Genomic DNA, 19,551 nt, shown 5'->3' on the forward strand with positions numbered 1-19,551 from the left:
CTACATACTTCCCATGCGGCTCAGGAGTTGTTGCAATACGCGCTCGGTCACGGCCAGATCCTGAGGGTCAATATCGGCCAGCATTTCAGTACGGAGTGCGTCAGCCTCGGTTTTCACTTTGGCGAACGCTTCGTTACCCTTATCAGTCAGCACCAGGTGACGCTTACGTCGATCTTCTGGCGGCTGTACCCGCATCAGCAGTGACTGTTTCACCAGCCGATCCACCAGCGGTACCATGCTGGCATCTTCCAGCCCCAGCAGCTGTGCCAGCTCGGTCTGGGTCATGCGTTGCGGCTCACTGGCAATCAGCCCGATGGCCATCCAGCTGCTCATGCTTAAGCCGCTATCTTTAAGGTGACGATCCACCGCCAGGCGCCAGGCATGTGCGGTCAGATGCAATAAGTGGGTAAAGGTACGCGTGTGCTGAGACAAATGTTAGCAGCCTAATAGTAAGAGTTCTAATTGAGTGGTGACGTTATTATACGCAAAGCGAAACGCCAATGAAAAGCGTCCGGTCTGTTAAAAATTAGTGGATCGCGGCAGAATGTCCAGAGGCCGCAACCGGGAGCCGGATAACATGAAACAGGCATCAGCAAACTGGGTCGATCTGCGCCGTGACGCCGTCAGCGGTATTGAGGCGCTACGCGCCCATTTTACCGGACACGCCTATGATCCTCACTGGCACGACAGTTATCTGATTGGCGTGACCGAGCAAGGTGTACAGCAGTTTCATTCACGGCGCAAACAGCATCAGAGCCGACCAGGCACGGTCTTTATGCTGGAGCCGGAGGAGCTGCATGATGGTGATGCCATCAACGACAGCGGTTTTACCTACCGGATGCTCTATCTTTCGCCGCAGCAGATTGCGCAGCACCTGGCTCCGATGCTGGCTGATAAACCCTCACTGCGTGAGCTACGTTTTGCCGCCACGCTGCGCGACGAGCGTCCACTGGCTTATGCCGTCTGGCATGCGTTTGATGCCTTGTGGCACAACCATCCCGACATCATCAAAGAGGCGGCGCTGGACCGGATGTTTGGGCAGCTCATCCCGCACCGGCAGTGGTCACTGCCCGCTCAGCCCCCGGATAAAGATGCCCGGCTGGCACTGCAGTCGCGTGACTGGCTGATTGCCCATCATGCGGATAATCCCGGTCTGGAGCAGATGGCGCAGCATCTGCAGGTGGATCGCTTCCGGTTATCGCGTCTGTTCCAGGCTCACTGGGGTTTGCCGCCCCACGCCTGGCTGGTGCAGTGGCGGCTGAGCCAGGCGCGTCGTCAGCTGGCGCAGGGCCAGCCCGTCGCCGATGTGGCAGCCGCGCTGGGTTTCGCCGATCAGAGTCACCTGGGCCGCTGGTTCAAACGCGCCTGCCAGCTTACCCCTTCCCGTTATCAGCACGCCTGCACAAATCTTCCAGACCTGGGTTAAGCCACTTGCCACAATGCTTTTTTTTAGTCAGGAGAAGCGCAATGCAAGACCCACGCTGTGTAATGATACTCAATGCCGCTCTGCCGCCTGGCAAAGCCACCAATGCTGCCGCCGTGATGGCATTAACCCTGGGACAGCGACATCCGGCGCTGGTTGGCGACACCCTGGAGGATGCTGACAGGCGCCCTTCTCCCGGTTTGATCACCACCGGGATTCCGGTGCTGGCCGCGACTGATGAACAGCTCAGTGCATTGCGGGAACAGTGCGAACAGGCTGAATACGATCTGGTGCTGTTTCCGGAAGAGGGCCAGACCACTACCGATTATCAGGCGCTGAGCGCCGTCCTGCGACAGCAACCGCGTCAGCAGTGGCGCCTGCTGGGCGTCGCCATCGTCGGCGATAAAAAAGCCCTGCGAAAGCTGACGGCAAAACTGGCGCTATTCAGCTAATCTTTTTGCGGGAAGCTGGTCATGGCTTCCTTTTTTTCCCCTCCCGCCCCTCGGCCCCGCCATTTGTACAGGTTACTTGTACAGCTTTCGTTTCGGAATAGTCCTTATAAGCTGCTGATAAGTGTCAAATAGCACATTTTGTTAAAGAATCCGATTGTACAGATTGGGCTTCATTGTATAAGTTTACTGCCACGAGTTGTCATGCGACTCTGTAACGAATGATGCACTTGCGTCGCCTCTGAAGGTGTCAGTGGATTTCCACCTTCAGAGGTTATTTTTTCTGTTCAATTTGTGACACTGGTACCATCGCATCTGTCCATGCGGTGGTTTTTTTGATCGCTTTTGTCCTGACATCCGAACCGGAATCGGGCTGTTCTGAAGGGCTTACACATGCAATATATTCTTCCCCGGACCAATCAGGAAATTGCTGATTATTTTAATCCTGCCGCCAATAAACCCGCCAGCGAGATGGAGATGCTGGGTATCCTGGTTGCAGAAATTTTGCAGTCAGGCATGCCAGTGAACAATAAAGCGATTATCTCAAAGCTTATTCATCGGCTGGAGCTGGAAAGCGACAGGGAATTACTGGATATCTACCGACAGCTGCTTGAACTGGTGGTCCATAAAACCCCGGACGATTTTTCACTGTAGCATCGACTCCACGGAAGGAGTCATCCGCCTTTTTCTGGTATCTTCGCCAGTCGCCCGGTACTATCTGCCCCTCAGTGTTTATCCTGATCTTCCCGCCCCTCGCGCGGGAGCAAAATAACTAAAGAGCCTGCAATCCTTTATGACTCAAACCAATGATATTGCCGCAACCGACGTTGTGGCGGGCGATATCAGCGTAGGGCGCGTTCTGCGTTCGCCTGCGCTGCTGACCCGCGAATGCCTGGCCGGGGTGATTACCGCGCTGGCGCTGATCCCTGAAGTGATCTCCTTTTCCGTTATTGCCGGTGTAGACCCTAAAGTCAGCCTCGTCGCCTCGGTGGTGCTCTGCCTGACTCTGTCGATACTGGGCGGACGTCCTGCGATGGTAACAGCGGCTGCGGGTTCAGTGGCGCTGGTTATCGGGCCGATGGTCCATCTGCATGGCGTTGAATATATTCTGCCTGCGGTGGTGATGGGCGGCGTCATTCAGATTCTGTTTGGTGTGGCCGGTCTGGCGCGCATGATGCGTTATATTCCCCGTTCGGTGATGCTGGGATTTGTGAATGCGCTCGGGGTGCTGATTTTCTTTGCTCAGGTGCCGCACGTCTGGGGACAGTCATCACTGGTGTGGATCTTCTTTGCCGTCACACTGGCTATCGTGCTGTTGTTGCCGCGTCTGATAAAAAGTGTTCCTTCACCGCTGGTTGCCATTGTGGTAGTAACTGCCGTCGCGCTGCTAATGGGCTATCGCATGCCGAACGTGGGCGATGAAGGGCCGATGAGTCCCGGTCTGCCCGGTTTTAACAGCCTGCTGGTGCCACTTAACCTGCAGACCCTGCAGATTATCTGGCCCACGGCCCTGAGCATCGCCTTTGTCGGGCTGATGGAGTCACTGCTGACCGCCAAACTGGTCGATGACCTGACCGATACCCCCTCCAGTAAGCGTCGTGAATCCTGGGGCCTGGGCGTGGCGAATATTCTAGCGGGTTTTTATGGCGGTATCGCCGGGTGCGCGATGATAGGTCAGACCATCGTCAATGTTGAGCTGGGCCGGGCGCGCAGCCGGGTCTCCACCGTGGCCGCCGGTCTGGTGCTGCTGTTACTGGTGACCGGACTGAGCCGGATTATGGCGCAAATCCCGATGGTGGTACTGGCCGGGATCATGATGGTGGTGGCCGTGAAAACCGTTAACTGGCATAGCCTGCAACCCGCTACCCTGAAACGTATGCCGTGGTCAGAGACGCTGATTATGGTGCTGACGGTAGCGGTGACTGTCTGGACAGGTAATCTGGCACTGGGCGTTCTGGCTGGGGTAATCCTGGCTATGCTGCTGTTTGCCCGCCGTATTGCGCACGTTATTCATGCGGAGCGTCAGCTGAGCGAAGATGGCGAGTCGGTGCGCTATGTGGTGCGCGGCCCGCTTTTTTTCGCCAGCAGCAACGATCTGTTTGAGCATTTCGATTATGCCCATGACCCTAAAAAGGTCACTATCGATTTAACGCACGCGCAAATCTGGGATGCGTCCAGCGTCGCGGCGCTGGACGGCATTGAGTATCGCTATCAGCGTTATGGTGCAGAGGTGACCATTGAGGGGCTGGATCCACGCAGCACGGACTTCCATCAGCGTCTGACCGGTAATTTCGGCTAAAAACGCCGTTCTGCTGCCTCTCCGGCAGCAGAACTCACTCAGCCTGTTGCCGCCGCGCGCGGTAGCGGCCAACCATGGTAATCAGCGCCTGGTAGATTAAACCGGCGTAGAGACTTGTCAGAATCGCCAGACCAGGCTCTTTGCCCTGCTGATGCCATGACATAAACCACATGAATACGCCCCACAGTACACAGAACACCAGCCACCCGCGGACGAACTTCATCATGCCATTCATAACGACTCCTCTTAAATGAAGCGCTACCTTAGCGCGCTCCGGCCTGAAACGCATTGCCAGCATGCACGAGTTGCGAGGCGTCTCAAATAATCGTCGACAATTTGCCATGCGTATTGATGATTTAGTCCTGTCCGGGCGGTTTTGTTGCAATTCTCTATACTCAACGTTCCGCTTACCTGATCGGGGAATTACGATGAAACGTACTGCTTATCTGTTATCCACACTGGCTATCCTCGCCACGCTTACGGCCTGTGCACCGCCGCCACCGGGCAGAGATGCCCCGCCACCGCCACCACCTGGCGGGCAGCAGCCGGTGGGCGCACCCGGCGGCAGCGGCCCGGCAGGACAACCGCAGGCCTGACATTATTCTGCCAGCCTGCGTTGCGGGCTGGTTAATGCCGGAAGGCGCAGCCGCAGGCTGACATCTCACCCGGCAGCACTTTGCCTGCGTGAGAGTGACGCCGCTGTAATTGCTCCTGCTCTTCAGCACTGCTGTTGCCTGCCTGCTGTCCCAGCCAGCGATCCAGCGCGCGGCCAGCGATCTGCCGGATGTCAGGTGACCAGCTGGTAAGATGCCAGGTTGAGCTGCGGGCTTCTTCACTATCGCCAAAACCTGCCACTGCCAGATGGATACCCTGACCAAAATCCCGAATCGCCTGCATTGCTCCAAAGGCCATCAGATCGCTTTCACAGAAGAGTGCCTGGATACGCTCAGCAGCACGTGTCTTTTTCAGGTAAGACATCATCGCCTGATAAGCGCAGTCACGATCATCACTGCCCACAGTCAGTTCGGCGTTCAACGCCGTGCCCGCCGCCAGCAGGGCGGCGCGATAGCCCTGTTTTTGCGCCAGTTCGCCTGGCTGAGCCTGCATAAAGCCAAACCGCTGATGCCCCTGTTTAAGCAATAATTCCGCTGTCACCTCACCCGCCCGCAGTGCATCCGCCTGCAGTTCAGGCTCAGCGTCAATCTGAAGCACTGGCAAATTGCAGGCATCAGTAACGCGGTTACCGGGGAGTAACAGCAAACCACGCAGCCCGAGTGGTGTAGCCTGCCGGATGAGTGCGGTCAGTGTGACGTCGGTTTCGGCACTCAGTAGCACCGAGATAACACCGCGCGCGTTAAGCTGGCGCATCACTTCGTCCAGCATTTTTTGTTGATACGGATTGAGCAACTGGCTGGCGACAACACCGATAACCGGAGGGACCGCCGGTTCAGTTAAGTCAGGTGTGGAAGGTGTAATCATTGGCATTAATTCTCTGCGACGGCAAACAATAGCCACCACAATACGGTAAACCACAACGTTTCAACAGGTTACAGAGTTCGACACAGGCCGCAAAAATGAGTGAAATCGGATGTAATTGGGATGGATCGGCAGAAACCCAAAAGGGATAAGGCTGGCGTTAACGTAGATGCAGGAGAGGGACCGGGCAGCAGGAGTTGAACCCGCATCGTCAACCCGTTAAGAGTTGCAGTAATACCTTTATACCATGCCCGAATGGCGTGCCTGGAAAAGCCGCGCTGTGTGAACAAGAAGCGTAGTACGACTCTCTGACCAGACAAGCGCAAGCGGCAGGTATTTTTGCAACCGTCGTATGAAATCAAAAAAGAGGCGCCGCCGCCTGTAGGCATTGATTATTCAGCTAACCTTAAGTTTCAGGCAGCCTGTTCCGACCGGGACTTATGGCCAACATTTTGCAGAGGTCAAGACTATGCCGTCAGGACAATTTTACGTGGTTGATCAACCCGAACTGAATTTTACCGCCAATTATCATATTGATACGGTTAATGATAAACCCTACCCCTCGCGGATGGTACTGGAGATCCGGAAGCAGTCACAGCCGACTGAGGCCTTTGATGATATCAGCATCGGCCATGAAGTGACCTTTGTCTCTTCCAGTGGTGAGGCGCAACGGATGGTGCTGGTAAGTGACACTGATGATGAGCTGGTGTTCAGCTCCCGGGGCTGATGCCGGCTTATACCGCTAAACAGAGGTTGCAGTCGCCGTATCCGCCAGATAGCAGGCACAAAAAAACCGCCCTTGGGCGGTTACGACATTACTGCATATTGCTTTTATTTTATTAGATTTTCTTCGGCAGAAATATGGTGCCCGGGGCGGGACTTGAACCCGCACAGCCTTACAGCCGAGGGATTTTAAATCCCTTGTGTCTACCGATTTCACCACCCGGGCAGGGTGTAACTGGAGGCGCGTCCCGGAGTCGAACCGAGGTACACGGATTTGCAATCCGCTGCATAGCCACTCTGCCAACGCGCCTTAAACTGATGTGCCGTCAGGTTAACCTGACCTGCGAATCTGGAGCGGGAAACGAGACTCGAACTCGCGACCCCGACCTTGGCAAGGTCGTGCTCTACCAACTGAGCTATTCCCGCAATTCAGCAATTTCGTCGAACCTGCTGATTTTATTTATCTTCTGGCAGCCTGGCTGCCGTTCGATGCGATGCATTCTACTTAGATGACGCAATGAGTCAATAAAATTATCCTCACAGCGCGTCCGTTTGCTGCTTTTTAAATCGTATCGATCACGGTTCGAGCAGATCACCGCGCGCGGCGCTTAAATACTGGAACATAGACCAGAAAGTCAGCACGGCAGCAATGTATAACGCCACCACACCAATCGCTACGACGGTGGCATCAGGACGCCACAGCAAGGCAAACAGTGAGAACATCTGGGCAGTGGTTTTCACTTTACCAATCCAGGAAACCGACACGCTGCTGCGTTTACCAATCTCCGCCATCCATTCACGCAGCGCAGAGATAATGATCTCGCGTGCAATCATGGTGGCGGCGGGCAGTGTAATCCACCAGGCGTGGAAATATTCCGCCACCAGCACCAGCGCAATGGCCACCATCACTTTATCCGCTACCGGATCGAGAAACGCACCAAAGCGTGTTGTCTGCTTCCAGCGGCGCGCCAGAAAGCCATCAAACCAGTCGGTGATGGCAGCAAAAACAAAAATCAGTGCAGTCGCCAGCGGCGCCCAGGTGAACGGCAGATAGAAAGCCAGCACAAAGAACGGGATGAGCACGACTCGAAACAGGGTGAGACACGTCGGGATGTTTAATTGCATATGCCGGTAACTGTCTGGATATAGGTAGAATTTAGCCTATGTTCCTACATTGCCCCCCCCGTTTCAATGCTAGTGTTTCAACGAGTAGTATATTTTTTCTGCCAGAGCATGTGAGATACCGGGTACATTGGCGATCTCCTCCACCGACGCGTTCATCAGCGGTTGCAGGCCACCCATGTACTTAAGCAGTTGCTGACGCCGTTTCGGCCCCACCCCTTCGATGCTTTCCAGTGCGCTGGTGTTCTTTACTTTGGCCCGTTTTTTACGGTGGCCTGAAATGGCATGATTGTGAGCGTCATCACGAATATGCTGGATCACATGCAGCGCTGGCGCATCGGGTGGCAGCGAAACGCCCTCACCTTCCGCTTCAAAGAACAGCGTCTCCAGTCCGGCTTTACGATCGCTGCCTTTCGCTACGCCGAGTAAAATCGGCCGGCTTTTGTCCCAGGGCACATCCAGTTCCGCGAAGACCTGCTTCGCCTGAGACAGCTGGCCCTTACCGCCATCGATCAGAATCACATCCGGAATCTTATCTTCTTCAATGGCTTTACCATAACGGCGGCGTAGCACCTGATTCATGGCGGCGTAGTCATCACCCGGTGTAATGCCGCTGATGTTGTAGCGACGATAATCGGCACGCAGCGGACCATTCTGGTCGAACACCACGCAGGAGGCGATGGTCTGCTCACCCATGGTATGACTGATATCGAAACACTCCATGCGTTTAATTTTGTCCAGCTCAAGAAACTCCGCCAGCGCCATCAGCCGCTGATGAATTGTGGAGTGCTGTGACAGACGCGTGGTTAACGCCGTCGCGGCGTTGGTGCGCGCCAGTTTGAGATAACGGGCGCGATCCCCGCGCGGCTTGCTCTGAATACTCACCCGACGCCCGGCCAGCTCACTGAGGGACTCTGCCAGCAGTTCACGCTCTGGCAAGGTAAAGTCCAGCAGAATATCGCCAGGCAGCGTACGTGCCTCGCTACCCTGCAGGTAGAACTGCCCGACAAAGGTCTGAACGACCTCAGCCAGATCGGTATCGACGGGCACTTTCGGGAAGTAGCTGCGGCTGCCTAACACTTTGCCCTGACGGATAAACAGCACGTGGAGACAGGCCATGCCCGCTTCATAAGCCACACCCATCACATCAAGGTCATCACTCTGATTCGAGACAAACTGCTTTTCGGTGATCCGTCGCACAGCCTGAATCTGATCGCGCAGGCGTGCCGCCTCTTCAAAGCGCAGGCCCGTGCTCGCCTCTTCCATCCGTTTGACCAGCTGGTTGAGAACCTGATCGTCTTTCCCCGCCAGGAACAAGCGCACGTAATCGGTCTGCTGTGCATACTCCTCCTCACTGACCAGTCCCGCGACACAGGGACCCAGACAGCGACCAATCTGATATTGCAGACAGGGCCGGGAGCGATTGCGGTAGACGCTGTTTTCGCACTGGCGGATAGGGAAAACTTTTTGCAGCAGCCCCAGCGTTTCACGCACCGCATAGCCGTTGGGGAACGGGCCAAAGTATTCGCCTTTGGCATGCTTTGCACCACGGTGCATCGCCAGTCGCGGATGAGTATCGCTGCTAAGAAAGATGTAGGGGTAAGATTTATCGTCGCGCAGCAGCACGTTGTAGCGCGGCTGGTAGAGCTTGATGTAGTTATGCTCAAGCAGCAGCGCTTCGGTTTCGGTGTGGGTTACGGTGACATCGATGTGCTGGATATTACTAACCAGCGCTTCGGTTTTGCGGCTGCCGACCTGAGTGCGGAAGTAGCTGGTCAGACGCTTCTTCAGGTCTTTGGCTTTGCCCACATAGATGACGGTGCCTGAGGCGTCATACATGCGGTAAACACCGGGCTTGCTGGTTACCGTACTCAGAAAGGCTTTGGAATCAAAAACGTCATTCACTACTGATTAACGGCTCCGCATTATAGAGGCCATGTCGAATGGCCAGATGCGTTAACTCTACATCGCCACTGATATTCAGCTTGCTGAACATCCTGTAGCGGTAACTGTTAACGGTTTTAGGACTGAGATTTAACTGCTCGGAAATTTCCGTCACCTTTTGTCCACGGGTGATCATCAGCATAATCTGCAATTCCCTTTCCGACAAACAGCTGAAGGGGGATTCCGCTTTTTGTGGCTCAATCTGGCTCAGCGCCATCTGCTGAGCGATATCTGAAGCGATGTAGCGCTGTCCGGCATTGACCGAGCGAATCGCATTGATCACCTCCTGCGGCGCAGCCCCTTTACTGAGGTAGCCTGCAGCCCCCGCCTGCATCACTTTCGCAGGCAGCGGATTTTCCGTGTGAATGGTCAGCATGATGATTTTGATATCGGGATTGTAACGCACGATTTTGCGCGTCGCCTCCAGTCCACCGATGCCCGGCATGTTCATATCCATGAGGATCACATCAACCTGATTGGCACGGCACCACTTAGCGGCATCCTCGCCACAGTTGACCTCTCCGACCACGGCCAGACCTTTGACATCCTCCAGGATGCGACGGATTCCGGCACGGACAAGTTCATGGTCATCAACAAGAAGCACACTGATCAACGGGGAAACTCCAGAGGCTAAAAAAAGAGGAATCAATTAACGAATACAGGCGATAATCATACCCGCTTTTACCTCAAAAGCACATCAACAAAGCAAAACAGTCGACGCTTCGCATAACGATTTCCAGCCCCGTGCAGCCAGCAATAACAGAGATTTCTTACAACCGACAGGCGTACTGAATAATCCTTAAACTCTTACTATTTCATGGTATTAACACCAGACTTTGCTGTGCCTTATCGCTGCAGGCCCTTGTGATATCTGGCCCGGCAACACCTGTAATTACTTTCAGCGATTGATTAGTTGTACTGGACAAACCAGCTGTTTATAGCGAAGCGAACCGGCTGCTCCAGCAACTTACTGACCCTGTGATATACTCACGCACTGCTGTTCGGACAGATTGCCGACACATTGTCATTCACCAAGGAGAAACGCATGAGCGATGAAGATTTTGCAACTTCGCAGGAAGCCCGGAAATTAGCGGATGAAATCGCGGGTCTGAAGATGATGATCACCCTGATCCTGAAAGGTATGGGCCAGGCTGATGCCGGCAAAGTGATTATCAACATGGAACGCTATGTACAGACGCTGGGCGACAAGCCTCAGGCGGAAGTATTCAGCAATACCATTAAGCAGATCAAAACAGCCTACCGTCAGTAAGCTTGCTTGCCCCCACAGCCGCGGGGGCAAATTAATTAACTGTGCGCCTGCCAGTTAACCGAAACGCCCAGCGTAGGCAGCACCTCTTCCGGACTAAAGCGCCGCGTTCCCCGATACTTTTCAGCCAGCGCTGGCTGAACCACCGGAATACGGATCGCAAACAGATTATCTTCTGACAGAATAAGTCCCGGCGTCAGCGGCTCATACACCACCTGATGCTCTTCAAACATCTTCTCCAGCATCGGCGTTGCCGAACTGATGATGTATTCCATACCGTTCAATTCTGCCAGCTGCACGGCGTGCCAGAGAATATTCAGTGGCAGTTCAGCGTCCACATCCAGCCGTGCCGAGAAGCGCGACATTTCCCACACTTTCTCATGGCTGAAAGGCAGTACGATGCCTTCACTCAGTTCAGGTTCGAACCAGGGCATCAGACGCGCACAGCCGCTGATGCCCTCCCGCGCATTCCATGCGATCAGCCAGGTGACATCTGAACGATCGTAGCGATCATATTCCTGTCCTGGCGTGCTCAGGCGTGGCGGAATTGACCACCCTTCGCCGCGCGCAAAGACGCTGTATCGGTAGCTGCCGAGTTCGGCAAGCAAAGAGGATGGCATATCCTTTAATTGCGTTTGCACTATTTTCATCATGCGCCTCTGACATCCCCATGTTTGCAATGATTTCTTTGCGCCAGCCTGGCAAAGTCCCGGCGCAGGGTAGACAACAGACCTGTGCAAAGGAACGGCGAAGTGTAGCCGTTGCTTTATGTTCAGATCAGTCCGATTGCCGCTGCATAGCAGGCAATCTGCGTTTTATTGGAAACATTGAAACGCTTTTGCATATTTTTTTGGTGAAAGTTAACGGTATGTTCAGAGATGGATAAAATAAGTGAAATTTCGACCGCCGTTTTTCCTTCAGCTGTCCATTTCAAAATTTCCAGCTCGCGCTGACTAAACTCTTTTTTTAGTACCATCATTGCATCATCGCTAAAGCGTTCCAGCGTATCCAGACTTAGTTCCGCTAAAAGGTGTAGTTTCACCTCCAGCTCAGCATGGCAGAGCTGGACAGAAATGGGCTGTTGCGACGATATAGATAATATACCAATGACGCGATTTGGTGCCATTGCAGAGCAAGAAAATCCGCTCTGCAGCCCATATTCTCTCGCCTCATGCCACAAATTGCCGGCGTCGGCGAAGAGTTCCTCCGTCCACGCCATGCCTTTGCCCGGTCGCTGACACAACCTGAGCACCGGATCGACAGCGTAATAATTCTGCTTCTCATAGCGTTTAACCCATAATCTGGGATAGGTGCTATGTAAATGAATGCGCGGTCGGTTAAAAGGCACCGGGTGCTGAATCAAAAAGGCAAAATAATCGAAGCCTAATGATTCAGTAAATTGTTGCAATAACGGCTTCAATTCAGAAGAAACCGTTAATGCCTGAAATTGTTCTTTCGCTTCATGTCGCCAGGCGAAATAATTTTCAGTGCTCATATTGCCTCAGCGTTAATTTCACTCGCCCTTCCGGTAATATTCATTCGGATTCATCGGATAAAATAAATTTGCAGAAGAAAATTAATTTATCGTTCAGGACGAATCTGTCGCGATCTACAGCGCATTTAACCTTTCACCGTTGGAGCGGAGTGAAAAAGTGTTCCTGCCTTTACAAGGTGAGGCCGATCACAGCAATTTCAATCACCCCAGGAGAATAAGATTTTTCTGATAGGATTTCAATCCCTGACCTCCAGTGCAATTTTATCTCATACCCGAAACGTCTGCTGAAAATATTGAATCGCGATGCTGATTGTTGGGTAAATAACGAGTAAACAAGGCGTTAATTACTCCGTTATAAGCGAAGCGGCAGTGACAAATTTCTGACATATTTTTTATCAGGAAATAAGCCCGGCTCTCTCTTTGCAGCATCAGGACCGGTTTCGTCAGACGACCCCGCAGCCCCTGTGGCGTCTGTTGAGGCCGCTAACCGGCTTGCTGACCGCGCCACGCGCTTGCCGGTGACAGACCTGTCCCGGTTTTCAGTGGCAGCCCTGTAAGCGTAACGATGTGCTGTTTAATAAACCTTTTCTGCTCTCTCCTGCCCGACCGTGCTCTGTGCCAGTCGATTCACATGCTGCTGTGGTTTATCGACTTATCTGACTGCAAATACCTGATCCAGGACAGCGCGTCCGTAAAAGTCTCGTTTACTTACTTTGCTGTCTGACCGCAATACGTGGCGGAGATCACTATTTATGGCGTAATGCTCAACACTGACTCTATTTTAATCAGTTAAATCACTTTCCCGATAGTCACGCAACTAAATCATATGAAAATAAATTTGCAGGAAAATCCGTTCTTTTCTCAATCACGCACGCTTTATTTATGCGATACCTTTCCCTTATTTCTGCCAGCGTAATCATGAAATAATTTCATCATGCCGCCAACAGGCGCTGAGCAAATGAGGCTGAGAATCTGCACAAGGGTTTTATCCCGCAGGCATCGTTTTATTCTTACAGATGGCCCTGAAATCGGTTTTTTTAGGAGCATCCTGAACTGTTGTCAGACTATTTCAGTAAGGGATCAGGTTCAGCAATGATAACTGGATGGGTTTTACTGGCACCATAAGAACATTTCTTAATCAAACACGGTATTAATCCTGTCTGATGATTTATCGGCAGTAGCCTGCACCTCGCATACCCAGATGAAAATGTGAGGCGTGAGCGGCGTTATAGTCCGGCCCCAGCGCATTGCCGAATACCTCACAGCCGCCACGCCACAGCGTATGAAGCATTGCCGCTTTTTCTTCCGGCTGTTGCCAGTGACGACTGACCTCAAGCCGCTGGCCATCAGCCAGCTGAAAGCCTGTCACATCCCAGGCATCGGCGGTGGCATGTTCACTGAGCCGCCCCTGGGCACGATGATAAATATTACGGCAGGCGTAACTGCCGACATGCGTAATTCGTACCAGTGGACTGTGCATCTCTCTGGCGGTCTGTTCACGACTGCGCAGAGCATACATGGTGCTGGCGACGGCCATAGGACAGCTGGCCAGAAAGCTGCTGCTGAGGCTGACCGGGCCAAATTTCTGAACCCGCAGCGGATGACTGAGCGGACAGTGACCCGTGACGTCCGGACGCTCGCTGAAGCTGACCCAGCCCGCCTGTTGAGCGCGGCGCATCACCGCCAGACATGCGTCAGGATCGCTGGCCAGCCTTTTCATCTTAATCTGCGTCATCCAGCCCGGCGGATCGGTAACAGAGAGTGGCGTAAAGGGATTAAACTGCGGCGGCAGATGCTGCTTAAGCCAGGGTAAGCTGACCCATCCCAGCGCAAGCAATAGCAAAAACAGGATAAGCGTGCGCATAGTCCCTCTCGCAGCATGATGATTAGCAAACAAAAAGTGTAGAAGCGCATCGCCCTTCACGCCGCCTGACTGACATAACGTGATGAATAATTACCCAGGCTGACGAAGGTTTGAACAAAATCGCGCTTTATTGCCGCTTCCGGGACGGCAGGCATCACAATTGGTAAAAAAGCGTTACCCGATTCCGGCTCTCTTCCTCTATCTTATGCCGACTTGCCCTCAGGCAGACGCCTTGACTAACAGCCAGCAGAGCTGAACACAACATCACGACAGGAAAGACAATTCTATGGTTGATCAATCTAAAGAAACCGCAAGCACCCACGAGACGCCCGATAAACTCCAGCGCAATCTGCACAATCGTCACATCCAGCTGATCGCCATTGGTGGCGCTATCGGTACCGGCCTGTTTATGGGCTCAGGTAAAACCATCAGCCTGGCTGGCCCCTCGATCATTTTTGTCTATATGATCATCGGTTTTATGCTGTTCTTTGTGATGCGCGCCATGGGGGAGCTGCTGCTCTCCAACCTTGAGTACAAATCCTTTAGCGATTTTGCCGCTGATCTGCTTGGCCCGTGGGCCGGCTACTTTACCGGCTGGACCTACTGGTTCTGTTGGGTGGTAACCGGCATTGCCGACGTGGTGGCAATCAGCGCCTATTTCCAGCTCTGGTTTCCGGGCTTCTCGATCTGGATGAGCGCCCTGCTTTGCGTGGTGGTTTTTCTGGCGCTCAATATTGCCACCGTCAAGCTGTTTGGCGAGATGGAGTTCTGGTTTGCGATCATTAAAATCGTCGCCATTGTGGCACTGATCGTAACCGGGATTGTGCTGGTATCGATTCACTACCCCTCACCGGGCGGCGGCACAGCGTCACTCAGCAACATCTGGGATCACGGCGGCATGTTCCCGAAAGGCCTCAGCGGCTTCTTTGCCGGCTTCCAGATTGCGGTGTTTGCCTTTGTCGGCATTGAACTGGTGGGCACGGCAGCGGCTGAAACCCACAATCCGCATAAAGTGTTACCGCGCGCGATTAATGCGATTCCGTTGCGGGTCATTATGTTTTACGTGCTGGCGCTGATGGTGATTATGGCGGTAACGCCCTGGACCCAGGTGATGGCCGATCGCAGTCCGTTTGTTGAGATGTTCGTTCTGATTGGTCTGCCTGCTGCTGCGAGTATCGTTAACTTTGTGGTGCTGACTTCTGCCGCCTCCTCAGCCAACAGCGGCATCTTCTCCACCAGCCGTATGCTCTATGGCCTGTCGCAGCAGGGTGTGGCCAGCCGCGCCTTTGGCCGACTCTCTGCCCGTGCGGTGCCGACTACCGGCCTGTTTTTCTCCTGCCTGTGCCTGCTGATTGGTGTGGCGTTGATCTACCTGATCCCGGATGTGATGAAGGTCTTCACGCTGGTGACCACCGTCTCGGCCATTCTGTTTATGTTCGTCTGGACCATCATTCTGTGCAGCTATCTGGCCTACCGTAAAAAGCATCCGCAGCGCCATGCGGAGTCGGCATTTAAGATGCCGCTGGGCAAATTCATGTGCTGGGTCTGCATGGCATTCTTCGCATTTGTGCTGGTGCTGCTGACGCTGCAGGAAGATACGCGCCAGGCGCTGATGGTTACGCCACTCTGGTTTGCCCTGTTGGGTGTGGGCTGGATGCTGCGTAATCGTCGTAGCCGCTAATCGGTAATATCATGAAAAAAGCCCGGTCAGATGACCGGGCTTTTTTTTTACAGGCGATCGCCCAGCGCAGAGAAAATGGCGGATAAAGAGGGGCGTTCATAAGGTAAGCGCTGCGGCCGGGGATCGGGCTGCTGAGGCGTGCCCAGACCAAAGGTGAAGGTATACTTATCGCCTTCGCCCATGCGCAGGTCGGCAATCGTCGTCTGCCCGTCCTGCTCACGCAGCGCGTAGAAGCCGTGGCTGAACCAGGCGACACGTTCTGCATACCAGCTGCCCCGAAAGGCGTCGAATAGTTCAGGATGACGCGGGTACCACGCCACCTGCAGTGGCCGTGAGGGCGACAACAGCGACCAGTAAACTTCGCCATAGCGATCCGGCGTCATAATCACGCTGCGCCATACCAGCGTATTAAAGGCCGTGGGCGTCACTAGCACTTTATTGTGCGGAATACCCTGCTCCGCCAGCGACGCTCTGATCTGCCAGCCTGCGACGCCCTGAATCACCACACTCCAGACCAGATAAAGGGTACTCAGCATCAGCCCGAGCCGGTTTCCGCGCAGCCCTTTATCACTGCGCCGCCAGAGCGCGACGCCCAGGCCTGCCAGCAGCGGCAGGGTATAGAGTGGATCGACGATGTAGATACTGCCGATGGCATAAGGATAATCGGTGATCGGCAGGCCAAGCTGGGTGCCATACATCGTCATCAAATCGAGCAGCGGATGGGTAATCAGCGCCAGCCAGATGGCAGGCCACCATGCTGCCCACTTCACCCGCTGGCGAAACAGACCCGCCACCAGCCATGCAATCAGTGGCGAGAGCAGCGTGAGCCAGAGCAGCGCATGCGTTTCCGTGCGATGCAGGGTCATGTTGCGTATCGCATCGCCATGATCAAGAAAGACATCGAGATCGGGTAAGGTGCCGCAGACGCCGCCCACCAGCGCGGCCTGCCAGACCGGCACCCGACGTCCCATCACTGCGACACTGACTGAGGCACCCAGCACCAGCTGCGAAACAGAATCCATTGATTAACTCCGTACCTGAACCGTGGATGTATCCTGAATTAGCGTACGCGAATCCCTTCGATGATCATGCGCTGCACGTTATCAACAGCCTGATCGAAAAACGCCGGATCGCTGAGCGTCTGGCCGGTAACGGCCTCAACCTGAGTGGCAAAATCGGCGTAATGCTGCGTGGTGGCCCACAGCATAAAGATCAGATGCTGCGGCTGTACGCCCGCCAGTCGTCCTTCATCAATCCAGCGTTCAATAATTGCCGCTTTGTCATCCACCAGCTGCTTAAGATCGCCTGCCAGCTCCCCTTTCAGAAGCGGAGCACCCTGCAACATCTCCAGACAGAAGAGCCGGGAAGCCTGAGGATGATCGCGCGACACTTCCAGCTTCAGCCGGATGTAGCGACGAATCGCGACCAATGGATCCTGATCGTGCGCCAGCGCGCGCAACGGTGCCAGCCAGACATCCAGAATCTGCTTAAGCACTGCCACATACAGCACTTCTTTAGAGGGAAAATAGTAGAGCAGATTGGTTTTAGAGACATCGGCCAGCTCGGCCACCTTATCGAGGCTGGTGCCGTGAATGCCAAACTGTGAGAAGAAGGTTAATGCCGCTTCCAGTATGGCGGCCCGCTTCGCTGCGACCGCACGCGAACGTCGCGTTGGCTTTTTTTCATCGGTATTCACACGTTTACCTCATCCTTCTGGTGTCAGCGCATCATAGCAAAGGGATTCATCGCTGCCCAATCCGCGCCCTGCACCTTTTTTGCTCAGCCTGCATGGAAAACGTGCAGCGAATTTTGACCAGACGGTCTGAAATGGACCAGTTACTCCACTTACCTCTTTCGGGTTAATTTTAACTCATTGTTATCTAAAAGAATAAAAAAAGTGGCACACAGTTTGCAGAATTGTGACTGAGCGCGGCCCACACGGACGATGCAGGATGCAGTGCAGCGCGTGAAACACCTTTCCCCCATCGCAACGAGGTTTCACATGAAGATAGGCGTCTTTATTCCGATTGGTAACAATGGCTGGCTGATTTCGTCCAATGCGCCGCAGTACATGCCGACTTTTGAACTGAACAAAGCGATCGTGCTGAAAGCAGAGCATTACCATTTCGATTTTGCGCTCTCGATGATCAAACTGCGCGGCTTCGGCGGAAAAACCGAGTTCTGGGATCATAATCTCGAGTCGTTCACCCTGATGGCAGGCCTGGCCGCCGTGACATCACGCATTGAGATCTACGCCACCGCCGCCACCCTGACGCTGCCTCCGGCGATTGTGGCGCGCATGGCCTCCACCATCGATTCCATTTCAGGCGGTCGCTTTGGCGTCAACCTGGTGACCGGCTGGCAGAAGCCGGAATATGAACAGATGGGAATGTGGCCTGGCGATGAGTACTTCAGCAGCCGCTACGCTTATCTGACCGAATACGTTACCGTGCTGCGCGACCTGTGGGGCACCGGAAAATCGGACTTTAAAGGTGAGTTCTTCACCATGAACGACTGCCGGGTGAGTCCGCAGCCGCAGCGCCCGATGAAGGTGATCTGCGCCGGACAGAGCGATGCCGGTATGGCCTTCTCTGCTCAGCACGCCGATTACAACTTCTGCTTTGGTAAAGGTGTTAACACGCCTGCCGCGTTCAGCTCTACCTCGATTCGCATGAAGCAGGCCGCTGAAAAAGCGGGCCGCGATGTCGGCTCCTATGTGCTGTTTATGATCATCGCTGCTGAAACGGACGAAGAAGCGCGGGCGAAGTGGGAACACTACAAAGCCGGTGCGGATGAAGAGGCGCTCTCCTGGCTCACCACTCAGAGTCAGCAGGACACCAAATCGGGCAGCGACACCAATGTGCGCCAGATGGCGGATCCGACCTCGGCAGTCAATATCAATATGGGCACCCTGGTGGGGTCGTATGCCAGCGTGGCGCGGATGCTGGATGAGGTTGCGCAGGTCGAAGGCACCCACGGCGTGCTGCTGACGTTTGATGACTTCCTGCAGGGTATCGAGAACTTCGGGCAGCACATTCAGCCGCTGATGGCCTGTCGCAGCGCCCTGCTCGACGCACAGCAGGAGGTGGCATGATGGCTACCGTTTATTGTGCTCACACGCCGGATGTTCCCCAGGTTGAACTGCCGGCGCGGCCAGAGCCGATCGCCTTTCCGCCTGGCCAGACCGCGCTGATTGTCGTGGATATGCAGAACGCCTACGCCACTGAAGGCGGCTATCTCGATCTGGCGGGCTTCGATGTTTCCGCCACCAAGCCGGTGATTGCGAAAATCCATCAGGCGGTGACGGCGGCCCGTGCGGCAGGCGTTCAGATCATCTGGTTCCAGAACGGCTGGGACAGTGACTATGTAGAAGCGGGCGACGCCGGTTCCCCCAATTTCCACAAATCGAATGCCCTGAAAACCATGCGTAAACGGCCTGAACTGCAGGGGTCGCTGCTGTCAAAAGGCGGCTGGGATTACGCGCTGGTCGATGAACTGGTGCCGCAACCCGGTGACATCGTGCTGCCGAAATCACGTTACAGCGGCTTCTATAACACCCCGCTCGACAGCATGCTGCGCAGCCGCGGGATCCGTCATCTGATGTTTACCGGCATCGCGACCAACGTCTGCGTTGAATCGACGCTGCGCGACGGCTTCTTTCTGGAGTACTTCGGCGTGGTGCTGGAAGACGCCACTTATCAGGCCGGCCCGCCCTTTGCTCAGCAGGCTGCCCTGTTCAATATCGAAACCTTTTTTGGCTGGGTATCGGATGTCGATACCTTCTGCGAAAGCCTGAATGCCCGCTAAT

General features: G+C 54.4%; 21 protein-coding genes and 4 tRNA genes. 10 read left to right on the forward strand and 15 right to left on the reverse strand.

The window, feature by feature from the left end:
- On the reverse strand, positions 1–432 hold the full coding sequence (locus tag ACVKSX_RS06045; RefSeq protein WP_010669811.1) for a MarR family winged helix-turn-helix transcriptional regulator: 432 nt from the start codon (positions 430–432) through the stop codon (positions 1–3).
- Positions 433–577: 145 nt separating this feature from the next.
- On the opposite strand from ACVKSX_RS06045, the gene ACVKSX_RS06050 reads away from it, so the two are divergent.
- The 4 genes from ACVKSX_RS06050 to ACVKSX_RS06065 all read left to right on the forward strand — a co-directional run bounded on the left by ACVKSX_RS06050 (position 578) and on the right by ACVKSX_RS06065 (position 4,171).
- The gene (locus tag ACVKSX_RS06050; RefSeq protein WP_167432693.1) at positions 578–1,426 is read left to right on the forward strand and encodes an AraC family transcriptional regulator; all 849 of its coding nucleotides are present in this window, start codon (positions 578–580) and stop codon (positions 1,424–1,426) included.
- A 41-nt stretch (positions 1,427–1,467) separates the two neighbouring features.
- The gene (locus ACVKSX_RS06055) at positions 1,468–1,875 is read left to right on the forward strand and encodes a DUF2000 domain-containing protein (protein ID WP_010669809.1); all 408 of its coding nucleotides are present in this window, start codon (positions 1,468–1,470) and stop codon (positions 1,873–1,875) included.
- A 390-nt stretch (positions 1,876–2,265) separates the two neighbouring features.
- Positions 2,266–2,526, forward strand: coding sequence for a biofilm/acid-resistance regulator YmgB/AriR (locus ACVKSX_RS06060; RefSeq protein WP_010246474.1), 261 nt, complete (start codon positions 2,266–2,268; stop codon positions 2,524–2,526).
- Between the two features lie 139 nt (positions 2,527–2,665).
- Positions 2,666–4,171: a SulP family inorganic anion transporter gene (locus ACVKSX_RS06065; protein WP_022625901.1), complete on the forward strand. Its 1,506-nt coding sequence runs from the start codon at positions 2,666–2,668 to the stop codon at positions 4,169–4,171.
- Positions 4,172–4,205: 34 nt separating this feature from the next.
- Here ACVKSX_RS06065 and ACVKSX_RS06070 read toward each other — a convergent pair whose 3' ends face one another.
- Positions 4,206–4,406, reverse strand: a complete 201-nt coding sequence (locus ACVKSX_RS06070; protein ID WP_354438485.1) for a DUF6404 family protein — start codon at positions 4,404–4,406, stop codon at positions 4,206–4,208.
- 193 nt (positions 4,407–4,599) lie between these two features.
- On the opposite strand from ACVKSX_RS06070, the gene ACVKSX_RS06075 reads away from it, so the two are divergent.
- Positions 4,600–4,767, forward strand: a complete 168-nt coding sequence (locus tag ACVKSX_RS06075) for a hypothetical protein (RefSeq protein WP_010246480.1) — start codon at positions 4,600–4,602, stop codon at positions 4,765–4,767.
- A 31-nt stretch (positions 4,768–4,798) separates the two neighbouring features.
- On the opposite strand, the gene ACVKSX_RS06080 is transcribed toward ACVKSX_RS06075, so the two are convergent.
- Both ACVKSX_RS06080 and ACVKSX_RS06085 read right to left on the reverse strand, forming a co-directional pair.
- The gene (locus ACVKSX_RS06080; RefSeq protein WP_022625902.1) at positions 4,799–5,650 is read right to left on the reverse strand and encodes a substrate-binding domain-containing protein; all 852 of its coding nucleotides are present in this window, start codon (positions 5,648–5,650) and stop codon (positions 4,799–4,801) included.
- A gap of 179 nt (positions 5,651–5,829) precedes the next feature.
- Positions 5,830–5,902: transfer RNA gene (locus ACVKSX_RS06085), tRNA-OTHER, on the reverse strand.
- A gap of 235 nt (positions 5,903–6,137) precedes the next feature.
- Between ACVKSX_RS06085 and ACVKSX_RS06090 the strand changes: the two genes are divergently transcribed.
- Entirely contained in the window at positions 6,138–6,374 is a 237-nt protein-coding gene (locus tag ACVKSX_RS06090; RefSeq protein WP_010246484.1) for a hypothetical protein, read from the forward strand.
- 135 nt (positions 6,375–6,509) lie between these two features.
- On the opposite strand, the gene ACVKSX_RS06095 is transcribed toward ACVKSX_RS06090, so the two are convergent.
- The 6 genes from ACVKSX_RS06095 to uvrY form a co-directional block, all read right to left on the reverse strand.
- Positions 6,510–6,596 (reverse strand) — tRNA-Leu (locus ACVKSX_RS06095).
- 10 nt (positions 6,597–6,606) lie between these two features.
- Positions 6,607–6,680 (reverse strand) — tRNA-Cys (locus ACVKSX_RS06100).
- A 40-nt stretch (positions 6,681–6,720) separates the two neighbouring features.
- A tRNA-Gly gene (locus ACVKSX_RS06105) sits at positions 6,721–6,796 on the reverse strand.
- A 150-nt stretch (positions 6,797–6,946) separates the two neighbouring features.
- A complete protein-coding gene (gene pgsA, locus ACVKSX_RS06110) occupies positions 6,947–7,495 on the reverse strand; it encodes a CDP-diacylglycerol--glycerol-3-phosphate 3-phosphatidyltransferase (RefSeq protein ID WP_010246604.1) in 549 nt (182 codons plus the stop codon).
- A gap of 69 nt (positions 7,496–7,564) precedes the next feature.
- Positions 7,565–9,397, reverse strand: coding sequence for an excinuclease ABC subunit UvrC (uvrC, locus tag ACVKSX_RS06115; protein WP_354438486.1), 1,833 nt, complete (start codon positions 9,395–9,397; stop codon positions 7,565–7,567).
- The gene (uvrY, locus tag ACVKSX_RS06120; protein WP_010246608.1) at positions 9,390–10,049 is read right to left on the reverse strand and encodes a UvrY/SirA/GacA family response regulator transcription factor; all 660 of its coding nucleotides are present in this window, start codon (positions 10,047–10,049) and stop codon (positions 9,390–9,392) included. Before uvrY ends, uvrC begins: the two co-directional genes overlap by 8 nt.
- Before the next feature lie 432 nt (positions 10,050–10,481).
- Here uvrY and ACVKSX_RS06125 point away from each other — a divergent pair, with 432 nt between their 5' ends.
- Positions 10,482–10,706: a DUF2594 family protein gene (locus tag ACVKSX_RS06125; RefSeq protein ID WP_003849983.1), complete on the forward strand. Its 225-nt coding sequence runs from the start codon at positions 10,482–10,484 to the stop codon at positions 10,704–10,706.
- Between the two features lie 35 nt (positions 10,707–10,741).
- Here ACVKSX_RS06125 and ACVKSX_RS06130 read toward each other — a convergent pair whose 3' ends face one another.
- From ACVKSX_RS06130 to ACVKSX_RS06140, 3 genes are all read right to left on the reverse strand, one after another.
- A complete protein-coding gene (locus ACVKSX_RS06130; RefSeq protein ID WP_029518973.1) occupies positions 10,742–11,353 on the reverse strand; it encodes an acyl-homoserine-lactone synthase in 612 nt (203 codons plus the stop codon).
- A 122-nt stretch (positions 11,354–11,475) separates the two neighbouring features.
- Positions 11,476–12,198, reverse strand: a complete 723-nt coding sequence (gene sdiA / locus ACVKSX_RS06135) for a transcriptional regulator SdiA (protein ID WP_045140567.1) — start codon at positions 12,196–12,198, stop codon at positions 11,476–11,478.
- Between the two features lie 1,168 nt (positions 12,199–13,366).
- A complete protein-coding gene (locus ACVKSX_RS06140) occupies positions 13,367–14,062 on the reverse strand; it encodes an extensin-like domain-containing protein (RefSeq protein WP_010669801.1) in 696 nt (231 codons plus the stop codon).
- Positions 14,063–14,348: 286 nt separating this feature from the next.
- Here ACVKSX_RS06140 and cycA point away from each other — a divergent pair, with 286 nt between their 5' ends.
- Entirely contained in the window at positions 14,349–15,743 is a 1,395-nt protein-coding gene (gene cycA / locus ACVKSX_RS06145) for a D-serine/D-alanine/glycine transporter (protein WP_022625909.1), read from the forward strand.
- 47 nt (positions 15,744–15,790) lie between these two features.
- Here the strand turns inward: cycA and ACVKSX_RS06150 are convergent, their stop codons facing one another.
- Together ACVKSX_RS06150 and rutR are read right to left on the reverse strand one after the other, a co-directional pair.
- Positions 15,791–16,765 carry a metal-dependent hydrolase gene (locus ACVKSX_RS06150; protein WP_354438487.1) on the reverse strand — a complete coding sequence of 325 codons (975 nt, stop codon included), beginning with the start codon at positions 16,763–16,765 and terminating at the stop codon, positions 15,791–15,793.
- 38 nt (positions 16,766–16,803) lie between these two features.
- Positions 16,804–17,439 carry an HTH-type transcriptional regulator RutR gene (gene rutR, locus ACVKSX_RS06155; protein ID WP_003849991.1) on the reverse strand — a complete coding sequence of 212 codons (636 nt, stop codon included), beginning with the start codon at positions 17,437–17,439 and terminating at the stop codon, positions 16,804–16,806.
- A gap of 306 nt (positions 17,440–17,745) precedes the next feature.
- Between rutR and rutA the strand changes: the two genes are divergently transcribed.
- Both rutA and rutB read left to right on the forward strand, forming a co-directional pair.
- Positions 17,746–18,837 carry a pyrimidine utilization protein A gene (gene rutA / locus ACVKSX_RS06160; RefSeq protein WP_010669800.1) on the forward strand — a complete coding sequence of 364 codons (1,092 nt, stop codon included), beginning with the start codon at positions 17,746–17,748 and terminating at the stop codon, positions 18,835–18,837.
- Entirely contained in the window at positions 18,837–19,550 is a 714-nt protein-coding gene (gene rutB / locus ACVKSX_RS06165) for a pyrimidine utilization protein B (protein ID WP_010246624.1), read from the forward strand. Before rutA ends, rutB begins: the two co-directional genes overlap by 1 nt.
- Position 19,551: the final 1 nt, after the last annotated feature.

Source organism: Pantoea sp. PvP021 (genome assembly GCF_054056055.1).